This is a genomic window from Amycolatopsis sp. NPDC114504 (assembly GCF_055633595.1).
On the sequence record NZ_JBVKDU010000005.1, the window covers coordinates 211,253 to 234,337 of the forward strand.

Consider the following 23,085-nt stretch of genomic DNA (forward strand, 5'->3'; position numbering starts at 1 on the left):
ACCATGCGCACCACCCAGTGGCGAACCGGGCTCACCGACTTTTCGGACTGCCTGCTGACCGGCCTGCTCGTCGCGCTCGCGTCGGTGCCGGTGGTGACCGCGGCCCCGGCGTTCGCGGCGGGTTGCCGGGTGCTCGACCGGACGCGCCACGGCATCGGGCGTCCCTTGTGGACGACGTTCTGGGCCGACTTCCGCCAGTCCGCCCGGGGTGGGCTGCTCTTCGCGCTCGGGTGCCTCGCCGGGGCGGCGCTGTTCGCGGTGGACCTCGAAGTCGTGCGCTCGATGCCGGGAGCCGGCGTGCTGGGGCCGGCGCTGTGGGTGCTGGCCGCGGCGATGGCGGTCGTCGCGCTGCGGACGTGCGAGGTCGTCGCGACCGGGGAACCGTCCTGGCGGCGCGCGGTCGTGACGGCCGCTCGCGAGACCGCGTCGGCGCCGGGGAACGCCCTGCTCCTGGCCGGGGCGATCGGCCTCGCGGTCGTGCTCGCGTGGATGCTGCCGATCCTGGCCCTGCTGGTCGCCGGGCCGCTGGCCCTGGCCGCCGTGGCGACCGGCGGCCGCCGATGACCCCTGCGGTGGTGGTGTTCGGCACGACCGGCTACGCGCGCACCCACCTGCGCCGGGCCCGCGCGCTGCACGACCGGGGTGAAATCGTCCTGACCGGCGCGTGCGACGTCCGCGAGCCACCGGACGGGGCCGGCGAGCTGGTGCCGGTGTTCACCCACGACCCCGCGGAGCTGCTGGCCCGCGTGCCGGCCGACATCGCCGTGATCGCCACCCCGCCGCACACGCACCTGCCCCTGGCCCGCCTCGCGCTCGCCGCGGGCTGCCACGTGCTCGTGGAGAAGCCGCCGGTGCTCGACCTGACGGCGTTCGACGAGCTGACCGAGCGGGCCCGCGGCCGGGCCTGCCAGGTCGGGTTCCAGAGCTTCGGCTCGCCCGCGGTCCCGGTGATCCGGGCCGCGCTGGCCCGGGGTGCGATCGGGACGGTCACCGGGATCGCCGCCGCGGGCGCGTGGATCCGGCGTGACCGCTACTTCTCCCGCACCGCCTGGGCGGGCCGTCGCCGGCTCGACGGGCGCGCGGTCGTGGACGGCGCCCTGACGAACCCGTTCGCCCACGCCGTCGCGACCGCCTTGCTGCTCAACGGCACGGCCGGGGCACTGCCCGAGCGCACGGCCGTCGAGCTGTACCGCGCCCGCGACATCGAGTCGGACGACACGGCGTGCGCCCGCCTGTGCTTCGCCGGCGCACCGGACGTCGTCGCCGCCGCGACGCTCGCCGCCGAAGCCGACCACGAGCCGTACGTGCTGATCCACGGCACCGAAGGCCGGATCCGGTGGCACTACAAGACCGACGTCGTCCTCGTCGGCGGCGAGCCGGTGCCGGTCGGGCCGCCGCAGGACCTGCTGACGAACCTCGTCGAGCACCTGCGCGACGGCGTGCCGCTGCTCGCTCCGCTGGCCGCCACCCGCGCGTTCACCGCACTGGTCGAGGCGGTCCGCGACGCGCCGGAGCCGAGGCGGCTGCCCCAGGCCCGGGCCGTCGGCGCTGGCCCGGAGCGCCGGTTCGTCGTGCCGGGCGTCGATCGGGCCGTCGACACCGCGGCCGAGCGGCTCGCGCTGTTCTCCGAACTCGCCCTGCCCTGGACCCTCGCCCGAGAGGAGACGTGATGGTGGTGCGCCGCTACGCGATCGTCGGCTTGGGCTCGCGCGCCCAGCTGTTCGCCCGCGCGCTGGCCGGCTCGCCGCGGGCCGAGCTCGCGGCCTTCTGCGACCACAACGAAACCCGCATGCGGGTCCACAATGGATGGCTCGGCGCTTCGGTGCCCGGCTACCGGCCGGCGAACTTCGCCGCCATGCTGGCGAAGGAGCGCGTCGACGTCGTCGTGGTGTGCACGCCGGACCACACGCACGCGGACTACGTCGTCGCGGCGCTGCACGCCGGCTGCGACGTCGTCACCGAGAAGCCGATGACGACCGACACCGACGGCGCGCGACGCATCCTCGCCGCCCGTCGCGAGACGGGAAGCTCGGTGCGGGTCGCGTTCAACTACCGGTACAACCCGGTGCACCGGCGCGTGCGCGAGCTGCTCGCCGCGGGCGCGATCGGGGAGATCGGCTCGGTCGAGTTCAGCTGGCTGCTCGACACCGCGCACGGCGCCGACTACTTCCGGCGCTGGCACCGCGAGAAGGCGAACTCCGGCGGCCTGCTCGTGCACAAGTCCGGCCACCACTTCGACCTGGTCAACTGGTGGCTCGGCAGCGGCCCGGAGACGGTGTTCGCGCTGGGCGGGCTGTTCTTCTACGGCGACGAGAACGGCCACCGGCACACCGACGACCGGTTCGCGCTGGACCTCGAGGCGTCGCCCCGGCTGCGCGCGCTCTACCGCGACGCGGAGCACGAAGACGGCTACGTCCGGAACCAGGACGTGTTCGCACCCGGCGTCACGATCGAGGACGACGTGTCGGTGCTCGTCCGGTACCGCGGCGGGGTGGTGCTGAACTACCACCTGCACGCGTACTCACCGCGGGAGGGATACCGCGTCGCGTTCTCGGGCAGCTCGGGGCGGCTCGAGCTGGACGTCCGGGAAAACGAGTACGCCACGGACTCGGGGGAAAGCAGCCGGGCCCGGCTGACCCGGCAACGGCACTGGGAACCACCGGAAGTCCTCTTGGACGAACCCCTGGGCGAAGGCCACGGCGGCGGGGACGAACGGATGCTCGCCGAACTGCTCGGCGACGCGGAACCGGACCCGCTCGGCTGCGCCGCCGACCACGACTCCGGTCTGCAGGCGCTGCTCACCGGGCTGGCCGCGAACCGGTCGCTGGCCACCGGCAGGCCGGTCCCGGTCGACGAGCTGCTCGGCGAAATCGGGGAACCGGCGTGAGCCGGGCGGCGGTCGGCAACGGGACGCTGGAGCTGGCCGAGGACGACGGCCGGGTGCGCGTCCAGCTCGGCGACGTCGTCCTGGCGGAGTACGTCGTGGCGCCGTCGACGCCGGCGGGGGACTCGCCGAAGCCGTACCTGCACCCGCTGCGCACCACCGCCGGCGAGACGGTGACCGCGGTCCGGCCGCACGACCACACCTGGCACAACGGCCTGCAGTTCACCATGGCCCACCTGTCGGGGGAGAACTTCTGGGGCGGCCGGACCTACGTGCGCGGACGCGGGTACACCCCGCTCGACAACAACGGCACCGTCGGCCACGTCCGCTGGGAGAGCACAGTGAGCGCCGCGGAGTACTGCGAACTGCGGCACGAGCTGGCCTGGCGCACCGCGGCGGGCCGGCGGTGGCTGACCGAGCACCGCACGCTGCGCTTCGGCGACGTCTCGGCGGACGGCTGGACCCTCACCTGGACGAGCCGCCTGTGCAACACCAGCGGCCGCGAGCTGCGCTGGGGGAGCCCGGTGACCGAGGGACGGGACACGGCCGGGTACGGCGGGCTGTTCTGGCGCGGGCCGCGCTCGTTCGTCGGCGGCACGGTCCGCACGTCCGACGGCCGCTCAGCCGAAAGCGCGATGGGGCACCGCGCGCCGTGGCTCGCGTTCACCGGCCGGCACGACGAGAGCCTGCGGTTCTCGACGCTGCTGTTCGCCGACAGCCCGGCCAACCCCGGTTTCCCCACGGCCTGGTACGTGCGCGCCGAGCCGTTCCCGGTGGTCAGCTTCGCCGCGACCTACCACCGGCCGTGGGTGTTCGCACCGGGGGACGAGCTGACGCTGACCCACCACGTCGTCGTCCTCGACGGCGATCCGGAGCCCGCCCGGCTGGCCGAGCTCGCGGCCCGGGCGGCCGAGTAGAAGGAGCCGACATGCGCTGGAAGGCCTTCGCGGGGTGCCTCGCCCTGCTCGGACTCACCCTCACCGCCGGGACGGCGGAAGCCCACGGCCACGACCCGGGCCGCGTCGTGCTCGGTGCGCACGACGGCTGGGGCGCCGGGACGACCGGGGGAGCGGCGGCCGCACCCGCCGACGTCCACACGGTGTCCCGGCGTTCGGAGCTGGCCGCCGCGCTGGCGGCGCACCCGGGCGCGCCGAAGATCGTCTACGTCCGCGGCACGATCGAGGGCAATGTGGACGGTCGCGACCGGCCGCGGACCTGCGACGACTTCGCCGACCCGGCCTACAGCCTGCCCGCGTACCTGGCGGCGTACGACCCGGCGACCTGGGGGAAGGTCGAGCCTTCGGGGCCGCTCGAGGAGGCGCGAGCCCGGTCGCAGGCGAACCAGGCGGCGCAGGTGGTGCTCGACGTCGGCCCGAACACGACGATCTACGGGCTCGGGGGTGCGACCCTGCACGGGCTGACGCTGCGGGTCACCGGGGACAACGTGATCCTGCGGAACCTGCGGTTCTCGGACGCGCACGACTGCTTTCCCCAGTGGGACCCCCTCGACGGCGCGGACGGGAACTGGAACTCCGAGTACGACAACGTCGACCTCGTCGGCGCGACGCACGTCTGGGTCGACCAGAACGAGTTCAGCGACGGCGGGAACACCGCGCAGCCCACGTACTTCGGGCGCAAGTACGAAGTCCACGACGGCCTGCTGGACATCGTCAACGGCTCGGACCTCGTGACGGTGTCGGACAACCGGCTGCACGACCACGACAAGACGATGCTGATCGGCAACACCGACAAGCCGACCTACGACGTCGGGAAGCTGCGGGTTTCGGTGCACCACAACCTCTTCTCGGAGATCGGCCAGCGCGCGCCGCGGGTGCGATACGGGCAGGTGCACGTCTACGACAACCTCTACCTGGTGCGGGATCCGGCCGCCTACACGTATTCGCTCGGCGTCGGCGTCGAGTCGCGGATCTACGCGGAGAACAACTTCTTCCGGATCCCGGCTTCGGTGCCGCTGGGCGCGCTGGTGGAGTACTGGAAGGGGACGGTGCTGCACGCGACCGGGACGCTGGTTTCCTCCGGTGCGGCGCCGCCCCGGCCGGTGGATCTGCTGGCGGAGTACAACGCGGCCAACGATCCGGATCTGGGCCCGGACGTGGGCTGGACGCCGACGCTGGTCGCCCACCTCGATCCGACGTGGGCGGTGCCCGCGCGGGTGCTGCTCGGCGCCGGTCCCGTTTTCTGAAAACGGCGGGCATCCGGGCGACAGGGTGATCCCTGCGGCCGGTGGCATTGACACGCCGAACCCGGGAACCGGAGACTGAGAAAGCGCTTTCAGCACTCGCCAGGACCCTTTTCCGCAAGGGAAGACCCAAGGAGTGATGAGCATGTCCCCGATTTCCCGGGCCGCGGTCGTCGCCGCGCTCGCGGTGTCCACCGTGATCGTCGCCGGCCCGTCCGCGAGCGCCGCCTCGTGGCCGAGTCCCACCGCCAGTCAGGCGGTCGGCGCGACCATCAAGGTCACCAGCGGCACCTACGACGGCGGCCTCAAGCGGTTCTACGGCACCGGCGACCTCGGCACCGGCGGCCAGGACGAGGACCAGGGCCCGATCTTCGAGCTGTCCAACGGCACCACGCTGAAGAACGTCGTCCTCGGCAACCCGGCCGCCGACGGCGTGCACTGCCTCGGCACCTGCACGCTGCTCAACGTCTGGTGGGAGGACGTCGGCGAGGACGCGGCGACGTTCAAGGGCACCTCCGCCTCGCAGACCATGACGATCGACGGCGGCGGTGCGCGCAAGGCGTCGGACAAGGTGTTCCAGCACAACGGTCCCGGCACCATGTACATCCGCAACTTCCAGGTCAACGACTTCGGCAAGCTGTACCGCTCCTGCGGCAACTGCAAGACGCAGTACAAGCGCAACGTCGTCGTGGACAACGTCACCGCGACCGTGCCGGGCAAGACGCTCGTCGGCATCAACACCAACTACGGCGACACCGCCAAGCTGACCCGGATCACCATCGTCGGGGACTCGAGCCGCAAGATCGTGCCCTGCGAGAAGTACAAGGGCGTCACCAGCGGCGAACCGACCAAGATCGGCAGCGGTCCCGACTCGACCAACTGCCTCTACACCACCGCCAACATCACCTACCAGTAACCGTCCGGGGGTGCCGGCCGCCGTCCGGTACCCCCGGCGTCCCCGTGGAGGTGCCCCATGCTCGCGCTCCTCATCGCCTCGGCGCTGGCCGCGGCGACCCTCGCCCCACCCGCGGCCGCGAACGTCGTCGTCGCCAAGGACGGCTCTGGGAACTACACGACCGTCCAGGCCGGCATCGACGCCGTGTCCGCCGGCGGCACGGTGTCGGTCAAGCCCGGGACCTACCGCGAGGTGATCACCGTGCCCGCGGCCAAGACCGGGATCACCCTGCGCGGCACCACCGGTAAGGCGTCCGACGTCGTCGTCGACTACGACAACGCCAGCGGGACCCCGAAACCCGACGGCACGACGTACGGCACCACCGGCAGCGCGACCGCGACGATCGCCGCGAACGGCTTCACGGCGAGCGCGCTGACCTTCCGCAACTCCTTCGACCGCAAGGCCCACCCGGAGATCACGGCGACCCAGGCGGTCGCGGTCAAGACCACCGGCGACCGGATGGTGTTCGACAACGTCACGTTCCTCGGCCACCAGGACACGCTGTACGCCGACACCGCGGCGACGGGTACGGCCGGCCGCCAGTACTACCGGAACTGCGCGATCAGCGGGGACGTCGACTTCCTGTTCGGCCGCGCGACGGCGGTGTTCGACCGGGCGACGATCACCGCACTCGACCGCGGTTCGAACCCCAACGGCTACCTGACCGCGGCGAGCACCCGCCGGACGAACGCGTACGGCTTCCTGATCGTCGGCAGCAAGATCCTCAGCCCGGCCGCGACCGCGAGCTTCTACCTGGGCCGCCCGTGGCACCCCGGCGGAGACGTCGACGCGATCGCGCAGGTCGTCATCCGCGAGACGGCGTTGCCGGCGGCGATCAAGCCGGCACCGTGGACCGACATGTCCGGCTTCTCGTGGAAGGACGCCCGGTTCTTCGAGTACCGCAACACGGGACCGGGCGCCGGGACGGGCACCGACCGGCCACAGCTGACCGCCACCCAGGCGGCGACGTTCACCGCGCAGCGTTACCTCGCGGGCGGCGACGGGTGGAACCCCGTGCACTGACGGGCCCGGTGCGTCCGGGAACGCACCGGGCCGCCGGTCAGGTCAGCTTCTTCTTGGCCGCCTTGGCCTTGCCTTTCACGGTGCCTTTGGCGTCCTGGAGCGGGGCGTAGGTGCTGTAGAGCGCGGGGTCGGGTTTCGGAGCCGTGCCCGGGCCGCCGAGTGGTTCCGGTTCCATCAGGTACTCGATGTCCGCGTCCGTGGTCCAAGCCGTGCCCTTGGCGCCGTCGGGGCCGTCGGAAAGGTGCCAGATCGTGTGGTTGTGGGTCTGGTCTTCTTCGTCGAGGAGGGCGTTCGGCACGATTTCCTCCTCGAGGCCGTCGGCCTTCAGCTCTTCGATCGCGGCCAGCCACTGTTTCTGGTGGACGGTGTCGCGGGCGAGGTTGAACTGCAGCATCGCCTTGACCCCGGGGTCGTCGGTCATGCCGTAGAGCCGGGCGGTCTGCAGCCGGCCCTGGGCTTCGGCCGCGACGTTCGCGCGGAAGTCGGCGAGCAGGTTGCCCGAGGCGACGATGTAGCGGCCGTTCCAGGGGTAGCCGTTGCTGTCCGCCGGAAGCGCACCACCGCCGGCGACGATGGCCTGCTGGACGTCCATGCCGCCGAGCGTGGCGGCCATGACCGGGTCCTTGACGGCTTCGGCGGTCATCGTGGCGGGAGCGCCTTCGAGCAGGCGGGCGACCATGGTGGCGAGCATTTCGACGTGCCCGATCTCCTCGGTGGCGGTGTCCATGAGGAGGTCCTTGTATTTGCCTTCGATGCGGCAGTTCCAGCCCTGGAACAGGTACTGCATCGTCACGCTCATCTCGCCGAACGCGCCGCCGATGAGTTCTTGCAGTTTGTGGGCGTAGACGGCGTCGGGCTTTTCGGGCTTGGCTTCGAACTGCAGCAGCTTGGTGTGACGGAACACGCGAGGAATCCTTTGCTTCGGCGCCGATGGTTCCCGGGGCGGAACCGGTGGCCGGAAGCTGCGAATTCCCGGCCGCCCGGGCGATAATCACGAAAGCCGTGATTTCCCACATGATTCGTCGGGGAGCGGTCCTCACCGAGCCGCTTCGCCGAACCCGCGGGCCTCCTCCTCGGCCGCCGCCAGCTCGCTCGCCGCGGCCACCGCGTCCCCCGCTCCGCCACGCCGGACCAGCGCTTCGGCGTGGCGGCGGCGGGAGAACACCACCGCCGGCCAGTGGGCCAGAGCCAGGTTGTGCTGGACCGCCGCCCGCAGGTGGGCGACCGCGCGGTCCAGGTCGCCGGTCGTCAGGGCCGCCGTGCCGAGGGGGTAGTGGATCGAGCCGAAGCACGCGATGGCCAGGCTCGCCATCGCCGGCAGGTGGCCGAACGGGCGCAGCAGCTCGGAAACCCGCGTCGCCGTCTCGACGTCCTCCAGCAGGTATGCGGTTTCCGAGGCGCCGCACAGGGAAATCAGCCACGTGCTCGACCGCGGCAGCGCGCCCAGATCGCCGCCGCACAGGCGGGCCAGGGCGCCCGCGGCCGTCCGGCGGTCGCCCGACGAAGCCGCCGCCACCGCCAGCGCCGCGTAGTACGAGTTGTCGATCGGGCTGAGCGTGGGGGAGTGCATCAGCCCGTCCAGCACCGGCACCAGCTCGCCGAGCCGGCCCTGGAACCACCGGATCGCCACCAGCTGCGCGCCGTACCAGCCGAGCGCGTCCAGGTCGCCGGCCGCCTGGCCGAGCTCCGCGCAGGCCTGCGCACCCTGCTCGGCCTCGCGGAACCGGCCCGCGCGGATGGCGAGCATGACCTTGACCGCGTCGGCGACGAACCCCGCGGCCAGGTGCTTGCGCGCGGCCAGGAGGTCGTCGAGCTCGCCGAGCCGCCGCTGGGCGTGCGGGTCGCCGGCGAGGAACAGGTCGACGGTGTCCCACAGCACGCCCATGACGAGGTCGGTGCGCCGCCCGGACCGCCCGCTCACCCCGACCAGCTCGGTGGCCAGCGCGTGCCGCCGGGCCGTGTGGTCGGGGCCGAGCAGGCAGTGGTGGGCCAGGCTCAGCGCCTCGGCGTGCGCGATCGGGTCACCCGCTTTCCGGGTTTCTTCGGCCACGGCCAGGATCCGGTCGTGCCGCACGGCCTGGTAGTCCTCCTCGCCCGCGAGCCGCGTCCGCAGGCGGCGGGCGAGCGCCGACGCCGGGTCGACCTCCGCCAGCGCGTGCCGCAGGCGGGTCAGCAGCAGCTCCGACGCGGCGGCCGTCCGGTGTTCGTGCACCCACACCCCGCCCAGGCCGAGCGCCGCGCGGGCGAGTGTGTCGGCGTCCCCGGCCTGCTCGGCCCGGCGGTAGGCGGTTTCGAAGTGCTCGCGGCTGGTCCGCAGGTCGCCGTCCTCCAGCAGGGCGTGCTCGCCGGCGGCCAGCGCGTCGTCCGGGGCGGTCACCACGGCGCCGGACCGGGCCGGGAGCAGTCCCGGGTCGTGGGCGAGCACCTGCCGGTGGACCTGGGCCAGCACCGGCGACGGCTCGACGCCGGACGCGGTGATCAGCCCGTGCCGGGCCCGGCGGAACGCCTCCAGCGCGTCGCCCTGGCGCCCGGCGCGGTAGAGCGCCGTCATCAGCTGTCCCCACAGGCGTTCGTGGCCGGGGAAAGCCGCGGTCAGCGACTCCAGCTCGGCGATCAGGCCGGTGTCCTCGCCGGTGGCCAGATCCGCGTCGATCCGGTCCTGGACGGCGTTGTGGCGCAGCCGGTCCAGCCGCATCCCTTCGGCCTGCAGGGTTTCGACGCCGGCGAACTCCTCGTACGCGGTTCCGCGCCACAGCGCCAAAGCGGCGGCCAGGTGTTCGCGGGCGGTGCCGGGTTCGCCGGCGGCGAGCGCCCGGCGTCCTTCCGCGGCGAGCTGCTCGAACCGCGCCGCGTCGAGGGCTTCCGGCCCCACGCGCAGCACGTACCCCGGCGGGCGGGTCAGGATCAGGTGGGGCCCCAGGGAGCCGCGCAGGCGTGACAGGTACGTCCGCACGGTCCGGTCCGCGTGCGCGGGCGGCCGCTCGCCCCACAGCGCGCGGCCGAGCGCGGCGACGCTCACGACGCGGCCCGCCTCCGCCGTGAGCACGGCGAGCAGGGTCCGCAGGCGCGGCCCGCCGACGTCCCGCGGTGCACCGCCGATCCGGACCTCGAACGGTCCCAGCACTCCGAGGTCCACTCCGCCGGTGGTGTTCCCGACCATCCCCGCCCCTCCGCCGCGGACGCGTCCGCGCTCAGGCGTACAGGAGCGGAGTGGGCGATGCGAGATACGTCGACCGGGGGAAAGCGGACGATTCGTCGCCGGGCGCCTACGTGATCGGCACCGTCGCGACGCAGGACGCCGCCCCGCTGTCGAACGTCGTCGACGCCGTGGCGCGCGCGGTGGCCGGGATCGCGAGCCCCGCCGGCAGCGACATGGTGCCGTTGCTCGCCGGGCCGACCCGGGTGTAGACCGTGTGCGTGCCCAGCCCATCCTGGTAGGAGATCTTCAGCGACTGGGTGCCGACGTCGCCGATGTACGGACCCGACGTGGTGTACGAGCCGAGCGGGTGGTGGAAGCCACCGGAGGTGTCGTACCGCAGGGTGAACGTCCCGCTGAACGCCCCGGCATGGCAGATGCTCGTGACCTGCTTGATGGTCTGCGCCTGGGCCGGGACGGCGAACGCCGCCGTGGCCAGCATCGCGACCAGCCCGGCTCGCACCACTGTCTTCATCTGATCCTCGCTCTCGGTCCCCGCCATCTTGCCGGAACCGGCTTCCGTCCCGCTTCCGCTCATCCGGCGGTGCGGACGAGCAGGACCGGGCACGCCGCGTGGTGCAGCAGCGCCTGGCCGGTGGAGCCGAGCAGCAGCCCGGGGAATCCGCCGCGGCCGCGGTCGCCGAGGACGACCAGCTGGGCGGCCCCGCTGCGCTCGATCAGCTCCCGCCGGGGGTGGGCGTGGACGACGACCTGGTCGACCGCGACGTCGCCGAGGTCGTGGTCGCCGATCCGTTCGCCGAGCAGCCGGCGCCCGGCGTCGGTGACGCACCGCGGGTCCGGCCGCGGCGGCGGGACGTCGGTCCAGGCGTGCAGCACCACCAGCGGCGCGCGGCGGACGCGGGCTTCGGCGAGCGCCGCCGCGAGCACGCGAGAACCGGCTTCGCTGCCGTCGATGCCGGTGACGACCGGGCGGTCTCCCGCGCCGGGCTCGTCCCAGCTGTCCCCGCGGACGACGACGGTGTCGCAGCGTGCGTGCGTCCCGACCGCTGCGGCCACCGAGCCCGCGAGGAGGCTGGTCAGCCTGCCGTGCCCGGCGGAGCCGACGACGAGCAGGGCAGCTGCCCGCGAAGCACCGATCAGCGCCTGGGCGGCGCGGTCGGGGTCGAGCCGGGTCGTCGCGCCGGGAACGCCTTGCGCGGCGGCCAGTTCCCGCGCGATCCGCAGCGCTCGCCGGCCGCGGGCGCGCAGCGCGTCGACCATCTCCTCGGGCGGCGGCACGACCCCGCCCGCGAGCAGGGCCGGGACGTCGAGGGCGTGCACGATCTCCAGGGGCGCGTCCCGCAGGCCGGCGGTCCGCGCGGCCCAGCGGACGGCGTCCAGGGACTCGGCCGACCCGTCCACCCCGGTGACGATCGGCGGCGCGGCTGCAGCGGTCATCCGCCGACTCTATGCCCGCCCGGCGGGCACCCACCCCTATTTGAACGTGTTCAACTCTTTCGGTACCGTGGTCCTCGGGCGGGCCGATGAGGGGGATTCATGAAGATCGTGATACCGGGTGGCACCGGGCACCTGGGCCGGGTGCTGAGCCGGAAGCTGGTCGACCGCGGGGACGAGGTCGTCGTGCTCACCCGGCGGGACGCACCGCCGGAACCGGGGGTGCGCCACGTCCGCTGGGACGGGCGCGCCGCGGGGCCGTGGACGGCGGAGATCGATGGCGGCGACGTCGTGCTCAACCTGGCCGGCCGGTCGGTGAACTGCCGGTACACCCAGGCGAACCTGCGGGAGATGTGGAACTCGCGGATCGACTCGGCGCGGGTCGTCGGCGGCGCGATCGAGCGCGCCGCGCGGCCGCCGCGGGTCTGGCTGCAGATGAGCACGGCGACGATCTACGCCCACCGCTTCGACGCCCCGAACGACGAAACGACCGGCGTGCTCGGCGGCGGCGAGCCCGGGGTGCCCGCGTATTGGGCCTACAGCGTCGACCTCGCCCGGGCGTGGGAGCGCGAGCAGGAGGTGGCGGCCACTCCGCGCACCCGCAAGGTGGCGCTGCGGACGGCGATGGTGATGAGCCCGGAGCCCGGCGGCGCGTTCGCGATGCTCCTGCGGCTAGCCCGGCTGGGCCTGGGCGGCCCGGTCGCGGGCGGCGCGCAGTACCTGTCGTGGATCCACGAGGACGACCTGGTCCGCGCGATCGACTTCCTCATCGCGCGGGACGACGTGCGCGGGCCGGTGAACCTTGCGGCCCCGGAACCCCTGCCGTCACGGGACTTCCTGCGCGCCCTGCGCACGGCGGCGGGTGTCCCGTTCGGGCTGCCGGCGACGCGGTGGATGGCGGAGATCGGGGCGTTCGTGCTGCGGTCGGACACGGAGCTGCTGCTGAAGAGCCGCCGCGTGGTGCCGGGCCGGCTGCTCGACGCGGGGTTCGCCTTCGACCACCCGTCCTGGCCCGCCGCGGCGGCGGACCTGCTCGATCGTCCACTGAGGACGGTCAGCTGAGGTCGCTGTTGTCCCGCAGCCTTCTCAGCATCAGCGCGAGGTGCAGCCGGAACCGGCCCGCGGGGGAGTCGACCTCGAAACCCAGCACGGCTTCGGCGCGGGACAGGCGGGCGGGCATCGTGCTGTGGTGGCGGTGCAGGACCGCCGCGGCCTTGCGGGCCGAGCCGGTCGCGCACAGGGCGTCGAGGGCGGCCAGCGTGTCGTCGCCGTGGGCTTCGGCCGCCAGCCGGTCGAGCGCGCGCACGTCGGGCAGCTCGGCCACATCCGGTCCGGCGAGCTTGCCCGCGAGCGGGGCGAGGCTGCCGAGCCGGTCCCACCACACCACCGGCTCGGTGCCCGAGGTGAAGCGCAGCGCCGTCCGGGCCGCGGCCCAGGAGCGGGCCGCGTCGATGGCCGGCAGCTCCGGGCCGATCCCCGCCCGGCCGCCGTCCGGAACCGGGCCGGGCACGGCGTCCGCGAGGATCGCGCGCACCCCGCCCAGCTGCGCCGAACGCCCGGCGAGCCCGTCGACGCCGGTGCCGGCCAGCACACGCAGCCGGGCCGCCGGCGAGATCCCCAGCAGGTGCAGGGCCCGCGACCGCTCGGCCGTCCCGGCGTCCTCCGACAGCACCAGCTCGACGAGCGCGGGGTCGCCCAGCTCGGGCCGGGGCACGCCGCTCTGCTCCAGCAGGATCGCGGTGGCGATCGCGAACCGTTCGAGGAGCATGTCGTCGAGCGGGAGCGGCGGGCCGGCGCGGGCCACCCACACCTCGACGCCGCCCTCGAGCCGGCGGACGGCCGCGCCCGCGAGAGCCGTCCCGGGAGTGACGACGTCCTCGCCCGGGTCCGCGCGCAGCGACAGCCCTTGGCCGGGCGCGTGCACGCCGACCCGGCAGCCGGCGAGCTCGGCCGTGCTGCGCACCAGCGCGTCCAGGCCGGCGCGCCCGGTGATCAGGCGGTCGAAGAACCCGATCACCCGCACGGCGTTCTCGGCGTCGGCGTCGAGCCCGGACAGCCGCAGCAGCAGCCCCTTCATGTCGCCACGATAGGCGCGCCCGCCGCCGGATGGCGAGCTCCGGCCCGGCAACGCCCGCCGCGTGGCGGTGGCCGGAAGAGCCCCGGGCGGCCGAAGATCAGGTCATGACCTACGCGATCGATCCCGAGCTGCTGCCCTGGCTGGACATGCTCCCGGCCGTGACCCTGACCGACTACGAGGCACTGGTCGCCGCGCGCTCCTCGATGGGGCAGCTGGGCGAGGTCCTGCCGGCCTACGAGCCGGTGAACCCGGTCGACGTCCGCGACACGGCCGTGCCGGGGCCGTCGGACGCGCCGGACGTGCCGGTGCGCGTCTACTCCCCGGCGAACCGCACCGGCGCGGTGCCCGGCCTGCTCTACATCCACGGCGGCGGGTTCGTCCTGGGCGACCTCGACATGTTCCACGCGTCGCTGCTGCGGCTGGTCGACGAGCTCGGCATCGTGATCGTGTCGGTGGACTACCGGCTGGCGCCCGAGCACCCGTTCCCGGCGCCGGTCGAGGACTGCTACGCGGCCCTGCAGTGGGTCGAGGCCAAGGCGGCCGAGCTGGGCATCGACCCGGCCCGGCTCGCGGTGGGCGGCGAAAGCGCGGGCGGCGGCCTCTCGGCGGCGGTGGCGCTGCTGGCCCGCGACCGCGGCGGCCCGGCGCTGTGCTTCCAGTACCTCGGCATCCCGGAGCTGGACGACCGCCTGGACACGCCGTCGATGCGCGCCTACACCGACACGCCGCTGTGGAACCAGCCGAACGCGGTGTACAGCTGGACCAGCTACCTGGGCACGGAACCCGGCGGCGACGACGTTTCGCCGTATGCCGCACCTTCCCGGGCGACGGACCTGGCCGGCCTGCCGCCGGCGTTCGTCACGACGTGCCAGTTCGACCCGTTGCGGGACGAAGGAATCCAGTACGCGCAACGTCTCGCGCACGCGGGCGTGGCGACCGAGCTGCGCCACTACCCGGGCACGTTCCACGGCTCGTCGATGGTCGAGACGGCGGCGATCTCCCGCCGGATGTTCGCCGACGAGGTCGAAGCGCTCCGCCGCGGGCTGCGACTGAGCTGACCAAGGGCCCCGAGACGGCGCGCCGCGAGTGCGGCGCGCCGTCCCACCCCGGTCAGGGCACCACGTCGGTGACCGTGTCCTTGACGACCTGCCACCGGCCGTGGTCGCGCACCAGGGTCAGGCTGATCGTGTAGTGCCGGTCGATGCCGTGGGACGGCTCGAGGTAGTGCGCGTCGAGGATCGCGAAACCCATCTGGCAGTTCTCGACGACGGTGTGCACCACCGTCCACGGCATCGAGTACTCGTACGGCACCTTGAACTGCTCCAGCACCGGGTTCACGTTCGCGTCGTAGCCGAGGAAGAGGTTGCCCCGGCGGCCGACCGTGACCATGTCGCGGTGGATGATCGCGCGGTAGCGGGCGGCGTCGCGCTTGTTGTAGCTGTCCATGTCCTCCCACACGGCGTGGTCGAACGCCCTTCGACAGTCCTGCCCACCTTGCCCACTCTGTCCGCCCGTTTCCCCGGCCGAAGCCGTGACCGGGGCAGTGACCGCCGCCGCGGCCAGTGCCGTCCCCAACGCCGCGTAAGCCCACCTGCGCATCTGGTTTCCCTTCTTCGTGGTCCGGCCGGAAGGCTGCCGGGACGGCGCATCACAGCTGCATCACTTCCGCACCGGCGCCGCCCGGGGGCCCGTTAGCCTCGCTCGCGGGGTGAGCCATGGAGTTCCGCGTCCTGGGTCCGGTGCGAGTGCTCGTCGACGGCCGGCCGATCGGCCCGTCCGGGCCGCGGCAGGAACGCATCCTGGCGGCGCTGCTGCTCGGCGCCGGCCGGGTGGTACCGGTGGCGCGCCTGGTCGACGTCGTCTGGGACGGCGAGCCGCCGGCGACGGCGGTGCGGCAGGTCCGCAACCTCACCACCGCCCTGCGCCGCACCCTCGTCGCGGCCGGTGCCGCCCCCGGCGTCCTCACCGCCGACGGACCCGGGTTCACGCTGCGGCCGGGCGCGTCCGACCTCGACGTGTTCGAGGAGCACGCGGCGCGCGGCGAGTACCGGGAGGCCCTGGCGTGCTGGCGGGGTCCGGCGCTGGCCGGGGTGGACAGCGCCGCGCTGCGCCCGGACGCCGAGCGCCTGGCGGAGCGCCGGCTGGCCGTGCTGGAGCGGTGCCTGGCCGCCGAGATCGAAGAAGGCCGGGACGGTGACGCCGTCGCGGAGCTGACCGCGCTGGTCGCCGAGCACCCGCTGCGCGAAGGCCTGGTCGGGCTGCTCATGCGGGCGCTGCACCGGGCGGGGCGGCGGGCCGACGCGCTCACCGCCTACCAGCGCGCGAAGCGGCGGCTGGCCGAAGACCTCGGGGTCTCGCCGGGCGCGTCGCTGCGCACCCTCTACGAGCAGCTCCTGCACGAGGAGCCCGGCCGCTGCTTCCTGCCTTACGACGTCCCGGACTTCACCGGCCGCGCGACGGAGGTCGCCCGCGCGCTCGAGGCGTTGCGGGCCGGGCAGCCGGTGGTGGTCGACGGGATGGCCGGGGTCGGGAAGACGGCGTTCGCGGTCCGCGTCGCGCACCGGGCCGCGGGGGAGTTCCCGGACGGGCAGCTGTTCGTGGACCTGCACGGCCACACCCCGGCGCGGGACCCGCTCCCGCCTGAAGCCGCGCTCGTGGCCCTGCTGCTGCAGACCGGCGTCCCGGCGAGCCGCCAGCCGGACGGGCTCGACGAGCGCGCCGCGCTCTGGCGGTCCCGTGTCGCCGGGCGCCGCCTGCTGGTCGTCCTCGACAACGCCGCGGACGCCGCGCAGGTCGTGCCGTTGCTGCCCGGCGACCGCGGCGTCGGGGTCCTGGTGACCGGACGGCGGCGGGTCGCCGAGGTCGACGGCGCGGTCGCGCTGTGCCTGGACGTGCTGCCGCCGCCCGAGGCCGAGGCGCTGTTCACCGCCGCGGCGGGCGGCCGGTCCGGCGCCGGGATCGCCCGGCTGTGCGGGTATCTGCCGCTGGCGCTGCGGATCGCCGCCGCCCGGCTCCAAGCACGTCCACTGTGGACGGTGGACGACCTGGCGGCGCGCCTCGGCTCCGAACGACGCCGGCTGGGGGAGCTGCGCGCGGGCGGCCGGGACGTCGCCGCGGCGTTCGCCCTGTCCTACCGGGACCTCACGTCGGCGCAGCGCCGGATGTTCCGGGTGCTGGGGTGTCACCCGGGCGGCGACTTCGCGGTCCCCGCGGCGGCCGCGCTGTACGGCACCGAGGTCGCCGAGGCCGAGCGGCTGCTGGAGGACCTGCTCGACGTCCACCTGCTCCGCCAGCCGGCCCCGGACCGCTACGGGTTCCACGATCTGCTCGCCGAACACGCGCGGGAATTAGCAGAACCCGGTGAGGCCGCGGCGGCACTGGGCCGGCTGCTGGACCACTACCGCGACGGCGAGTTCTCGTTCGCCGCCGAACGCGCCAACCTCGTCGCCGTCACCGCGCTCGGCGGACGTGACGACCACGCCTGGCGCATCGCCGACCGCGCGGTGGCCGCCCTGCGCGAACAGGGGCACCGCGACGAGCTGACGGCGCTGGCCCGCGCCGGGGTCCGGGCCGCCGACCGGCTGGGCGACCCGCACGCGCGGCAGCTGAGCCTGGCGAACCTCACGATCGCGCACTGGGAAACCGGACGGCTCGCCGAGGCGGCGGCCACCACCGAGGAGCGGTTGCGCCTGGTCCGCGGGTCCGGCGACCGCGCGGCCGAAGCCGCGGCCCTCGCCCGGCTGGGCGCGGTGCACGGCATGCTCGGCCGCTACCCCGACGCGGTCCGGCTGTACCGGCGGGCGCTGGTGCTGGCCCGCGAGACGGGCGGCCACGCCGTCGCCGGCCTGGTCTGGGCCAACCTCAGCAACGCTCAGGAGGTGCTCGGGTCGTTCGAGGAGGCGTGGGTGTCGGCGTCGCGCGCCCGGGCGATCCGCGACGAGCTCGGTGACGGGGACGGCGTGATCCTGGCCGCGGCCCAGCAGGCGCTGGTGCTCGCCCGGCTCGACCGCCCCGCGGAAGCCCTCGACGTCGCGGAGCAGGCGGTGCGCGACGCGGTCGAGCGGGGCTACGCGTTCGGCGAGGCGTGGAGCCGCATCGACTGCGCGGAGGTGCTGCTGGCGGCCGCGTGCCCGCAGCGGGCACACGAGCACGCCGAGCGGGCGTGCACGATCCTGGCGCGGCTCAACCACCCGCTGCTGCTGGCCATGGCGGCCAACAGTCTCGGCGCGGCGGCCCACGCCCTCGGCAACCCAGCCGCGGCCCTGGCGGCGCACACCACGGCCCTGACGACGTCGCGCCGAATCGGCTACCGAGCGCAGGAGGCGCGGGCACTGTTCGGCCTCGGCGCGGCGCACGCGGCGCTGGGGGAGCCCGCCCAGGCCAAGCGGCTGCTGCGGGCGGGCCAGGCACTGCACGACGAAATGGGTCTGCCGCGGCTGGTCGTGAGTGGGAAACAGGGTTAGAACACTGTTTCTCACTCACGACGGGTAGGAAGGGAGCATGACCACTTCCGTCGGGTTGCTGCACCCCGGAGCCATGGGCGCCGCCGTCGGCGCGGTGCTCACCGCCCGGGGGACCCCGGTTCACTGGCTCCCCGCCGGTCGCGGACCGGCGACGTGCCGCCGTGCCGAAGACGCCGGGCTCACCGAAGCCGGCGACCTCGCCGGCTGCGACGTGATCGTCAGCGTCTGCCCGCCCGCGGCCGCGCTCGACGTCGCCAGGTCGGTGGCCGGCTTCGAAGGCGTCTACCTCGACGCCAACGCCATCAGTCCCCGGCACGCCACCGAAATCACGCGGATCCTGGACAAGGCGACCGTCGTCGACGGCGGCATCGTCGGCCCGCCTCCGCGGACGGCCGGGACCACGCGGCTCTACCTGTCCGGGCCCGCGGCCGCCGTCACGCGGCTGGAAGGCCTGTTCGCCGGCACCCGTCTCGAGCCCGTCGCGCTGGACGGTCCCGTCGGCAAGGCCTCGGCCCTCAAGCTGGCCTTCGCCTCCTACAACAAGCTCACCTTCGCGCTGGCCGCGCAGTCCCACGCCCTCGCGGAGCGCCACGGCGTCGGCGGCGAGCTGCGTGAGCTCGCCGCCGAGGTCCTGCCGCACACCCCGCTGGGCGCGCCCGCCGGCATCACCTCCGCCGGGCAGCGCGCTTGGCGGTGGGAAGGCGAAATGGCCGAGATCGCCGAAGCGAGCGCCGACGCCGGGCTCTCACCGGCCCTCGTCGCGGCCGCCGGAGCGCTGTTCGCCCGCTGGCGCGACCACCGCGACGACGACGGCGTCGCCCTCGACGACCTCCTTCAGGCGCTGGTCACCCCGCCGGGGTGACGTCGATCAGCACCTTCCCGGTCGCGCCCTCCTCGGACGCGATGTGGGCCTTCGCGGTGTCTTCGAGCGGGAAACGGTGGACCGGCACACCGCGGTCCTCGCCGAGCCGCAGCGCGCCGTCGGCGAAGGCCGCCGTGACGTCCTCGGCGCCGGCGCGGAGCTTGTCCGCTCCCACCGTGTAGAGCACCAGGAACTGGTACCGGGTGTTGAGCCACAGGTTCGCCCCGAAGTCGAGGCTGACCGTCCCGGTGCCGCGGTCGTCGCCGTAGATCGCGACCGTGCCGCGCGGGCGCAGGACCTCGGTGTGCAGCCCGGCGTTGACCCCGGCCGCGACCTCGACGACCAGGTCGACGCCGTCCGGGGCGACCTCGCGGATCCGCGCGGCGAGCTCCGGGTCGGGGTAGCGCAGCACGTGCTGGGCGCCGGCCGCGCGGGCGAGCGCGGCCTTCTCGTCGCTGCTGACGGTCGCGACCACGGTCGCCCCGGCCCAGCGGCCGAGCTGGATCGTGGCGTTGCCGACCGCGCCGGCGCCGCCGCTGACCAGCACCGTCCGGCCGGCGAGCGCGCCGGGAGCGAGCCGGGCGGGCCCGTCCTCGGCGACGGTCAGCGCCCGGTGCGCGGTCAGCCCCGGGACGCCGAACCCGGCGCCCTCGTCGAAGCCGGTGCCGTCGGGCAGGGGGACGACCTGCTCCGCCGGGAGCACGGTGTACTCCTGCGCGGTGCCGGCCGCCGGGCCGTGGGTGCCCGCGAGGATCAGCCACACGCGGTCGCCGGGAGCGAGCCCGGTGACGTCCGGGCCGACCGCGTCGACGACGCCGGCGCCGTCCTGGTTGGGCACCGTGTCGGGCGTTTCGGTCCCGGCTTCCGCGCCGCGGCCGAGCCGGGCCTTCCAGTCGGTGGGGTTGACCGCGGACACGACGATCCGGACGCGCACCTCGCCGGGACCGGGGTCCGCGACGGCCCGCTCCGACACCGACAGCACCTCGGGTCCGCCGTGGCGGCGGTAGACGACTGCTTTCATGCCGGGTGCAATCGCACGCCACCCGGGGTTATTCCCCGCGTCCGGAAATGAATCCGCGGTGCTTTTCCGCGTCGGCGGCCGGAAAAGGCGCGCCACGCGGGTGATCCCCCGGCCGGGCGATTTTCGGTGCTGCCCGAGCGAAAACGACCGCCGTCGCAGAAACTGGGCGCGTGGGAGAGGAAAAGCGCGGCCCGGGGGACGAACGGCCGAAGCGCGACGACGGAGAACCGACACCGATCTTCGACGCGGTGTTCAGTGCCACGCGCGCACGGGCCACTACGAAGAATCCACCGGGGGAGTCGGAGAAATCGGAACGCTGAATCGTGGGGGCGGCCCGGGCCGGAGACCGTCCTGAGGCAGTTTGTTCGACGTCCGCAGTGAACATGTAGCATGTCGGCTGCACGTGCATCTGCGGTTGAGGAGTGAGGCGTGGCCGGGGTCGTGAACAGCATGATCGCCGCCGAACACGCGGCCGGCGCGACGATCTCGGAGCTGGCCGAGCGCTGGGGCATCGACCCGCGCCAGGTGGTCGAGCGCTTGGCGGCGATCGCCGGGTCCTGACCGCCGCCGGCGCCCTCAGATCGCGCGTTCCCCCTTGCCGAGCACGACGATCCCGCCCTCGCTGACGTGGTAGTGCCCCCGGTCCCGGGCCAGGTCGACCCCGATGTGCGCACCCGGCGGCACCACGACGTTCTTGTCGAGGATCGCTCGCCGCACCACCGCGCCGCGGCCGACGCGGGCGCCGTCCAGCAGCACCGAGCCCTGGACCACCGCGCCCTGCTCGACGAGCACGTCCGGCGAGAGCACCGAGTCCACGACCTGCGCGCCCGAGATGATGCAGCCGTTGCTGACGATCGACTGGTTGGCCGAGCCGCCCTCGACGAACTTCGCCGCCGCCCGCTGGCCGGGGTGGGCCAGGATCGGCCACTTCCGGTTGTAGAGGTTGAAGATCGGGTGCGTCGAGATCAGGTCGGTGTGCGCGTCGTAGTAGCTGTCGATGGTCCCGACGTCGCGCCAGTAGCCGTGGTCGCGCTCGGTCTCGCCGGGCACGGCGTTGCCGTTGAAGTTGTAGACCGCCGCTTCGCCCGACTTGACCAGCGCCGGGATGATGTCGCGGCCCATGTCGTGGTGCGAGGCCGCGTTCTCGGCGTCGGCGTGCAGCGCTTCCAGCATCACCTTCGTCGTGAAGATGTAGTTGCCCATCGACACGTACGACTCCTCGGGGGAGTCCGGCAGCCCCGGCGGGTCGGCGGGCTTCTCCATGAACGCGTCGATCATCAGCCCGTCGGTGGTCCGGATGACGCCGAACGAGCTCGCCTCCGCCCGCGGGACGCGGATCCCGGCCACCGTCACGCCGGCACCCGAGGAGATGTGGGCCTCCAGCATCTGCCGGGGGTCCATCCGGTAGATGTTGTCCGCGCCGAACACCGCGATGTACTCGGGGTCCTCGTCGTAGACCAGGTTGAGGCTCTGGTGGATGGCGTCGGCGCTGCCCTGGTACCAGCGCGGGCCCAGCCGCTGCTGCGCCGGCACCGGCGTGACGTACTCGCCGGTCAGCGCCGAGAGGCGCCACGTCGTCGAGATGTGCCGGTCGAGCGAGTGCGACTTGTACTGCGTCAGCACGCACAGCCGCCGGAACCCGCCGTGCACGAGGTTCGACAGCACGAAGTCGACCAGCCGGTGCACACCCCCGAAGGGAACGGCGGGTTTGGCGCGGTCGGCGGTGAGCGGCATCAGCCGTTTGCCCTCGCCGCCCGCGAGCACGATGCCCAGCACGTCCGCTCCAGTGTTCACGACGACCTCCCGCACGCTTCGTAGAGGGCGACCGTCCGCTCGGCGATCGCCTTCCAGCCGAACTCGCCGACCGCGCGCTCGCGGCCGGCGGTACCCATCGCGGCGGCCCGGTCCGGGGAACCCACCACCTCGTTCAGCGCGGCGGCCAGGCTCGCCTCGAACCCACGCGCGTCCTGCTCGTCGTAGTGCACGAGCAGCCCGGTCCGGCCGTCGTCGACGACCTCCGGGATGCCGCCGACGTCGCTGGCCACCACCGGCGTGCCGCACGCCATCGCCTCGAGGTTCACGATGCCCAACGGCTCGTAGACCGACGGGCAGGCGAACACCGTGGCGTGGGTGAGCAGCTGCACGACCTCGGGGCGCGGCAGCATCTCCGGGATCCAGCGGACGCCGGTGCGCGTCTTCTCCAGCTCGGCGACCAGCCCGCGGAACTCGGCGTCGAGCTCGGGGGTGTCCGCGCCGCCTGCGCACAGCACCAGCTGGGTGCCCGGGTCGAGCGACGCGGCCGCGCGGACCAGGTGCGGGACGCCCTTCTGCCGGGTGATCCGGCCGACGAACAGGACGTAGGGCCGATCGGGGTCGACGCCGTGCTTCACCAGCGCGTCGGTGCCGGGATCCGGGCGGTACAGGGTGGTGTCGATGCCGTTGTGGATGACGTGGACCCGCTCGGGCGGTACCGCCGGGTACGCGGCGAGGACGTCACGGCGCATGCCGCCGCTGACCGCGACGATCGCGTCCGCGGCCTCGTAGGCCTCGCGCTCGATCCACGACGAGACGCGGTAGCCGCCGCCGAGCTGCTCGGCCTTCCACGGCCGCAGCGGTTCCAGCGAGTGCGCGGTGACGACGTGCGGGATGCCGTGCGTCATCTTCGCCAGGTGCCCGGCCAGGTTCGCGTACCAGGTGTGGCTGTGCGCGAGGTCGTGGCCTTCGAGGGCGTTCGCCATCGACACCGCGATGTCCATGGTCGTGAACGCCGGCTGGCGGTACCCGTGCGGGTCCGTGTGCCCGGTGGCATCGGGGCGGTCCGCGCCCCAGCAGTGGACGTCGAGATCGACCAGCGGCCGCAACTCCCGGGCGAGGAACTCCACGTGAACCCCGGCGCCGCCGTAGACCTCCGGCGGGTATTCCCGGGTGAGCAGGCCGACCTTCATGACCGGAACCCTATGGCCTCACCGGCCTGTGGCGCAGTCTGGCGTCCAGGGGAATCTTCGGAGT

General features: G+C 73.8%; 21 protein-coding genes. 12 read left to right on the forward strand and 9 right to left on the reverse strand.

Annotation, left to right across the window (positions count from 1 at the left end; translation table 11 throughout):
* Window positions 1-3: 3 nt before the first annotated feature.
* The 7 genes from ACZ7PG_RS37105 to ACZ7PG_RS37135 all read left to right on the forward strand — a co-directional run bounded on the left by ACZ7PG_RS37105 (window position 4) and on the right by ACZ7PG_RS37135 (window position 7,062).
* Complete coding sequence (locus tag ACZ7PG_RS37105; protein WP_470243851.1) at window positions 4-564, forward strand: DUF624 domain-containing protein; 561 nt, start codon at window positions 4-6, stop codon at window positions 562-564.
* Window positions 561-1,670: a Gfo/Idh/MocA family protein gene (locus ACZ7PG_RS37110; protein WP_470243852.1), complete on the forward strand. Its 1,110-nt coding sequence runs from the start codon at window positions 561-563 to the stop codon at window positions 1,668-1,670. The genes ACZ7PG_RS37105 and ACZ7PG_RS37110 overlap by 4 nt, the downstream gene beginning before the upstream one ends.
* The gene (locus ACZ7PG_RS37115) at window positions 1,670-2,887 is read left to right on the forward strand and encodes a Gfo/Idh/MocA family protein (RefSeq protein ID WP_470243853.1); all 1,218 of its coding nucleotides are present in this window, start codon (window positions 1,670-1,672) and stop codon (window positions 2,885-2,887) included. The genes ACZ7PG_RS37110 and ACZ7PG_RS37115 overlap by 1 nt, the downstream gene beginning before the upstream one ends.
* On the forward strand, window positions 2,884-3,801 hold the full coding sequence (locus tag ACZ7PG_RS37120) for a DUF6807 domain-containing protein (RefSeq protein ID WP_470243854.1): 918 nt from the start codon (window positions 2,884-2,886) through the stop codon (window positions 3,799-3,801). Before ACZ7PG_RS37115 ends, ACZ7PG_RS37120 begins: the two co-directional genes overlap by 4 nt.
* Before the next feature lie 11 nt (window positions 3,802-3,812).
* On the forward strand, window positions 3,813-5,087 hold the full coding sequence (locus tag ACZ7PG_RS37125; RefSeq protein ID WP_470243855.1) for a pectate lyase family protein: 1,275 nt from the start codon (window positions 3,813-3,815) through the stop codon (window positions 5,085-5,087).
* Window positions 5,088-5,229: 142 nt separating this feature from the next.
* Window positions 5,230-6,000 carry a pectate lyase gene (locus ACZ7PG_RS37130; RefSeq protein WP_470243856.1) on the forward strand — a complete coding sequence of 257 codons (771 nt, stop codon included), beginning with the start codon at window positions 5,230-5,232 and terminating at the stop codon, window positions 5,998-6,000.
* Between the two features lie 57 nt (window positions 6,001-6,057).
* Window positions 6,058-7,062 (forward strand): pectinesterase family protein, encoded by a 1,005-nt coding sequence (locus ACZ7PG_RS37135; protein WP_470243857.1) that lies wholly within the window; start codon window positions 6,058-6,060, stop codon window positions 7,060-7,062.
* A 37-nt stretch (window positions 7,063-7,099) separates the two neighbouring features.
* Here ACZ7PG_RS37135 and ACZ7PG_RS37140 read toward each other — a convergent pair whose 3' ends face one another.
* From ACZ7PG_RS37140 to ACZ7PG_RS37155, 4 genes are all read right to left on the reverse strand, one after another.
* Window positions 7,100-7,966 (reverse strand): manganese catalase, encoded by an 867-nt coding sequence (locus ACZ7PG_RS37140; protein ID WP_470243858.1) that lies wholly within the window; start codon window positions 7,964-7,966, stop codon window positions 7,100-7,102.
* 132 nt (window positions 7,967-8,098) lie between these two features.
* Window positions 8,099-10,222, reverse strand: a complete 2,124-nt coding sequence (locus ACZ7PG_RS37145; protein ID WP_470243859.1) for an AfsR/SARP family transcriptional regulator — start codon at window positions 10,220-10,222, stop codon at window positions 8,099-8,101.
* Window positions 10,223-10,328: 106 nt separating this feature from the next.
* A complete protein-coding gene (locus ACZ7PG_RS37150) occupies window positions 10,329-10,733 on the reverse strand; it encodes a hypothetical protein (protein ID WP_470243860.1) in 405 nt (134 codons plus the stop codon).
* Between the two features lie 59 nt (window positions 10,734-10,792).
* Window positions 10,793-11,656: a universal stress protein gene (locus tag ACZ7PG_RS37155; protein WP_470243861.1), complete on the reverse strand. Its 864-nt coding sequence runs from the start codon at window positions 11,654-11,656 to the stop codon at window positions 10,793-10,795.
* A 99-nt stretch (window positions 11,657-11,755) separates the two neighbouring features.
* On the opposite strand from ACZ7PG_RS37155, the gene ACZ7PG_RS37160 reads away from it, so the two are divergent.
* Window positions 11,756-12,715 (forward strand): TIGR01777 family oxidoreductase, encoded by a 960-nt coding sequence (locus ACZ7PG_RS37160; protein ID WP_470243862.1) that lies wholly within the window; start codon window positions 11,756-11,758, stop codon window positions 12,713-12,715.
* Here ACZ7PG_RS37160 and ACZ7PG_RS37165 read toward each other — a convergent pair.
* Window positions 12,708-13,730, reverse strand: a complete 1,023-nt coding sequence (locus tag ACZ7PG_RS37165) for a helix-turn-helix domain-containing protein (RefSeq protein WP_470243863.1) — start codon at window positions 13,728-13,730, stop codon at window positions 12,708-12,710. The genes ACZ7PG_RS37160 and ACZ7PG_RS37165 overlap by 8 nt on opposite strands.
* Window positions 13,731-13,834: 104 nt before the next feature.
* On the opposite strand from ACZ7PG_RS37165, the gene ACZ7PG_RS37170 reads away from it, so the two are divergent.
* Window positions 13,835-14,788: an alpha/beta hydrolase gene (locus ACZ7PG_RS37170; RefSeq protein WP_470243864.1), complete on the forward strand. Its 954-nt coding sequence runs from the start codon at window positions 13,835-13,837 to the stop codon at window positions 14,786-14,788.
* A gap of 52 nt (window positions 14,789-14,840) precedes the next feature.
* Here ACZ7PG_RS37170 and ACZ7PG_RS37175 read toward each other — a convergent pair whose 3' ends face one another.
* Window positions 14,841-15,329 (reverse strand): hypothetical protein, encoded by a 489-nt coding sequence (locus ACZ7PG_RS37175; RefSeq protein ID WP_470243865.1) that lies wholly within the window; start codon window positions 15,327-15,329, stop codon window positions 14,841-14,843.
* 116 nt (window positions 15,330-15,445) lie between these two features.
* Here ACZ7PG_RS37175 and ACZ7PG_RS37180 point away from each other — a divergent pair, with 116 nt between their 5' ends.
* Together ACZ7PG_RS37180 and ACZ7PG_RS37185 are read left to right on the forward strand one after the other, a co-directional pair.
* A complete protein-coding gene (locus ACZ7PG_RS37180) occupies window positions 15,446-18,193 on the forward strand; it encodes an AfsR/SARP family transcriptional regulator (RefSeq protein WP_470243866.1) in 2,748 nt (915 codons plus the stop codon).
* Window positions 18,194-18,230: 37 nt separating this feature from the next.
* Window positions 18,231-19,055: an NAD(P)-dependent oxidoreductase gene (locus ACZ7PG_RS37185; protein ID WP_470243867.1), complete on the forward strand. Its 825-nt coding sequence runs from the start codon at window positions 18,231-18,233 to the stop codon at window positions 19,053-19,055.
* Here the strand turns inward: ACZ7PG_RS37185 and ACZ7PG_RS37190 are convergent.
* Window positions 19,039-20,076 carry an NADPH:quinone reductase gene (locus ACZ7PG_RS37190; protein ID WP_470243868.1) on the reverse strand — a complete coding sequence of 346 codons (1,038 nt, stop codon included), beginning with the start codon at window positions 20,074-20,076 and terminating at the stop codon, window positions 19,039-19,041. The genes ACZ7PG_RS37185 and ACZ7PG_RS37190 overlap by 17 nt on opposite strands.
* A 429-nt stretch (window positions 20,077-20,505) precedes the next feature.
* On the opposite strand from ACZ7PG_RS37190, the gene ACZ7PG_RS37195 reads away from it, so the two are divergent.
* A complete protein-coding gene (locus tag ACZ7PG_RS37195) occupies window positions 20,506-20,637 on the forward strand; it encodes a hypothetical protein (RefSeq protein ID WP_470243869.1) in 132 nt (43 codons plus the stop codon).
* A gap of 15 nt (window positions 20,638-20,652) precedes the next feature.
* Here the strand turns inward: ACZ7PG_RS37195 and glgC are convergent, their stop codons facing one another.
* Together glgC and glgA are read right to left on the reverse strand one after the other, a co-directional pair.
* Complete coding sequence (glgC, locus tag ACZ7PG_RS37200; RefSeq protein ID WP_470243870.1) at window positions 20,653-21,870, reverse strand: glucose-1-phosphate adenylyltransferase; 1,218 nt, start codon at window positions 21,868-21,870, stop codon at window positions 20,653-20,655.
* On the reverse strand, window positions 21,867-23,021 hold the full coding sequence (glgA, locus tag ACZ7PG_RS37205) for a glycogen synthase (RefSeq protein ID WP_470243871.1): 1,155 nt from the start codon (window positions 23,019-23,021) through the stop codon (window positions 21,867-21,869). Before glgA ends, glgC begins: the two co-directional genes overlap by 4 nt.
* Window positions 23,022-23,085 lie beyond the last annotated feature (64 nt).

Excerpts from the sequence above, each read along its gene's own strand:
- ACZ7PG_RS37110 (WP_470243852.1), top strand. The coding sequence starts at position 561 with ATGACCCCTGCGGTGGTGGTGTTCGGCACGACCGGCTACGCGCGCACC.
- ACZ7PG_RS37160 (WP_470243862.1), top strand. The coding sequence starts at position 11,756 with ATGAAGATCGTGATACCGGGTGGCACCGGGCACCTGGGCCGGGTGCTG.
- ACZ7PG_RS37190 (WP_470243868.1), bottom strand. The coding sequence starts at position 20,076 with ATGAAAGCAGTCGTCTACCGCCGCCACGGCGGACCCGAGGTGCTGTCG.
- ACZ7PG_RS37125 (WP_470243855.1), top strand. The coding sequence starts at position 3,813 with ATGCGCTGGAAGGCCTTCGCGGGGTGCCTCGCCCTGCTCGGACTCACC.
- ACZ7PG_RS37130 (WP_470243856.1), top strand. The coding sequence starts at position 5,230 with ATGTCCCCGATTTCCCGGGCCGCGGTCGTCGCCGCGCTCGCGGTGTCC.
- ACZ7PG_RS37145 (WP_470243859.1), bottom strand. The coding sequence starts at position 10,222 with ATGGTCGGGAACACCACCGGCGGAGTGGACCTCGGAGTGCTGGGACCG.
- ACZ7PG_RS37165 (WP_470243863.1), bottom strand. The coding sequence starts at position 13,730 with ATGAAGGGGCTGCTGCTGCGGCTGTCCGGGCTCGACGCCGACGCCGAG.
- ACZ7PG_RS37180 (WP_470243866.1), top strand. The coding sequence starts at position 15,446 with ATGGAGTTCCGCGTCCTGGGTCCGGTGCGAGTGCTCGTCGACGGCCGG.
- ACZ7PG_RS37175 (WP_470243865.1), bottom strand. The coding sequence starts at position 15,329 with ATGCGCAGGTGGGCTTACGCGGCGTTGGGGACGGCACTGGCCGCGGCG.
- ACZ7PG_RS37105 (WP_470243851.1), top strand. The coding sequence starts at position 4 with ATGCGCACCACCCAGTGGCGAACCGGGCTCACCGACTTTTCGGACTGC.
- ACZ7PG_RS37135 (WP_470243857.1), top strand. The coding sequence starts at position 6,058 with ATGCTCGCGCTCCTCATCGCCTCGGCGCTGGCCGCGGCGACCCTCGCC.
- ACZ7PG_RS37150 (WP_470243860.1), bottom strand. The coding sequence starts at position 10,733 with ATGAAGACAGTGGTGCGAGCCGGGCTGGTCGCGATGCTGGCCACGGCG.
- ACZ7PG_RS37170 (WP_470243864.1), top strand. The coding sequence starts at position 13,835 with ATGACCTACGCGATCGATCCCGAGCTGCTGCCCTGGCTGGACATGCTC.
- ACZ7PG_RS37155 (WP_470243861.1), bottom strand. The coding sequence starts at position 11,656 with ATGACCGCTGCAGCCGCGCCGCCGATCGTCACCGGGGTGGACGGGTCG.
- ACZ7PG_RS37185 (WP_470243867.1), top strand. The coding sequence starts at position 18,231 with ATGACCACTTCCGTCGGGTTGCTGCACCCCGGAGCCATGGGCGCCGCC.
- ACZ7PG_RS37115 (WP_470243853.1), top strand. The coding sequence starts at position 1,670 with ATGGTGGTGCGCCGCTACGCGATCGTCGGCTTGGGCTCGCGCGCCCAG.
- glgA (WP_470243871.1), bottom strand. The coding sequence starts at position 23,021 with ATGAAGGTCGGCCTGCTCACCCGGGAATACCCGCCGGAGGTCTACGGC.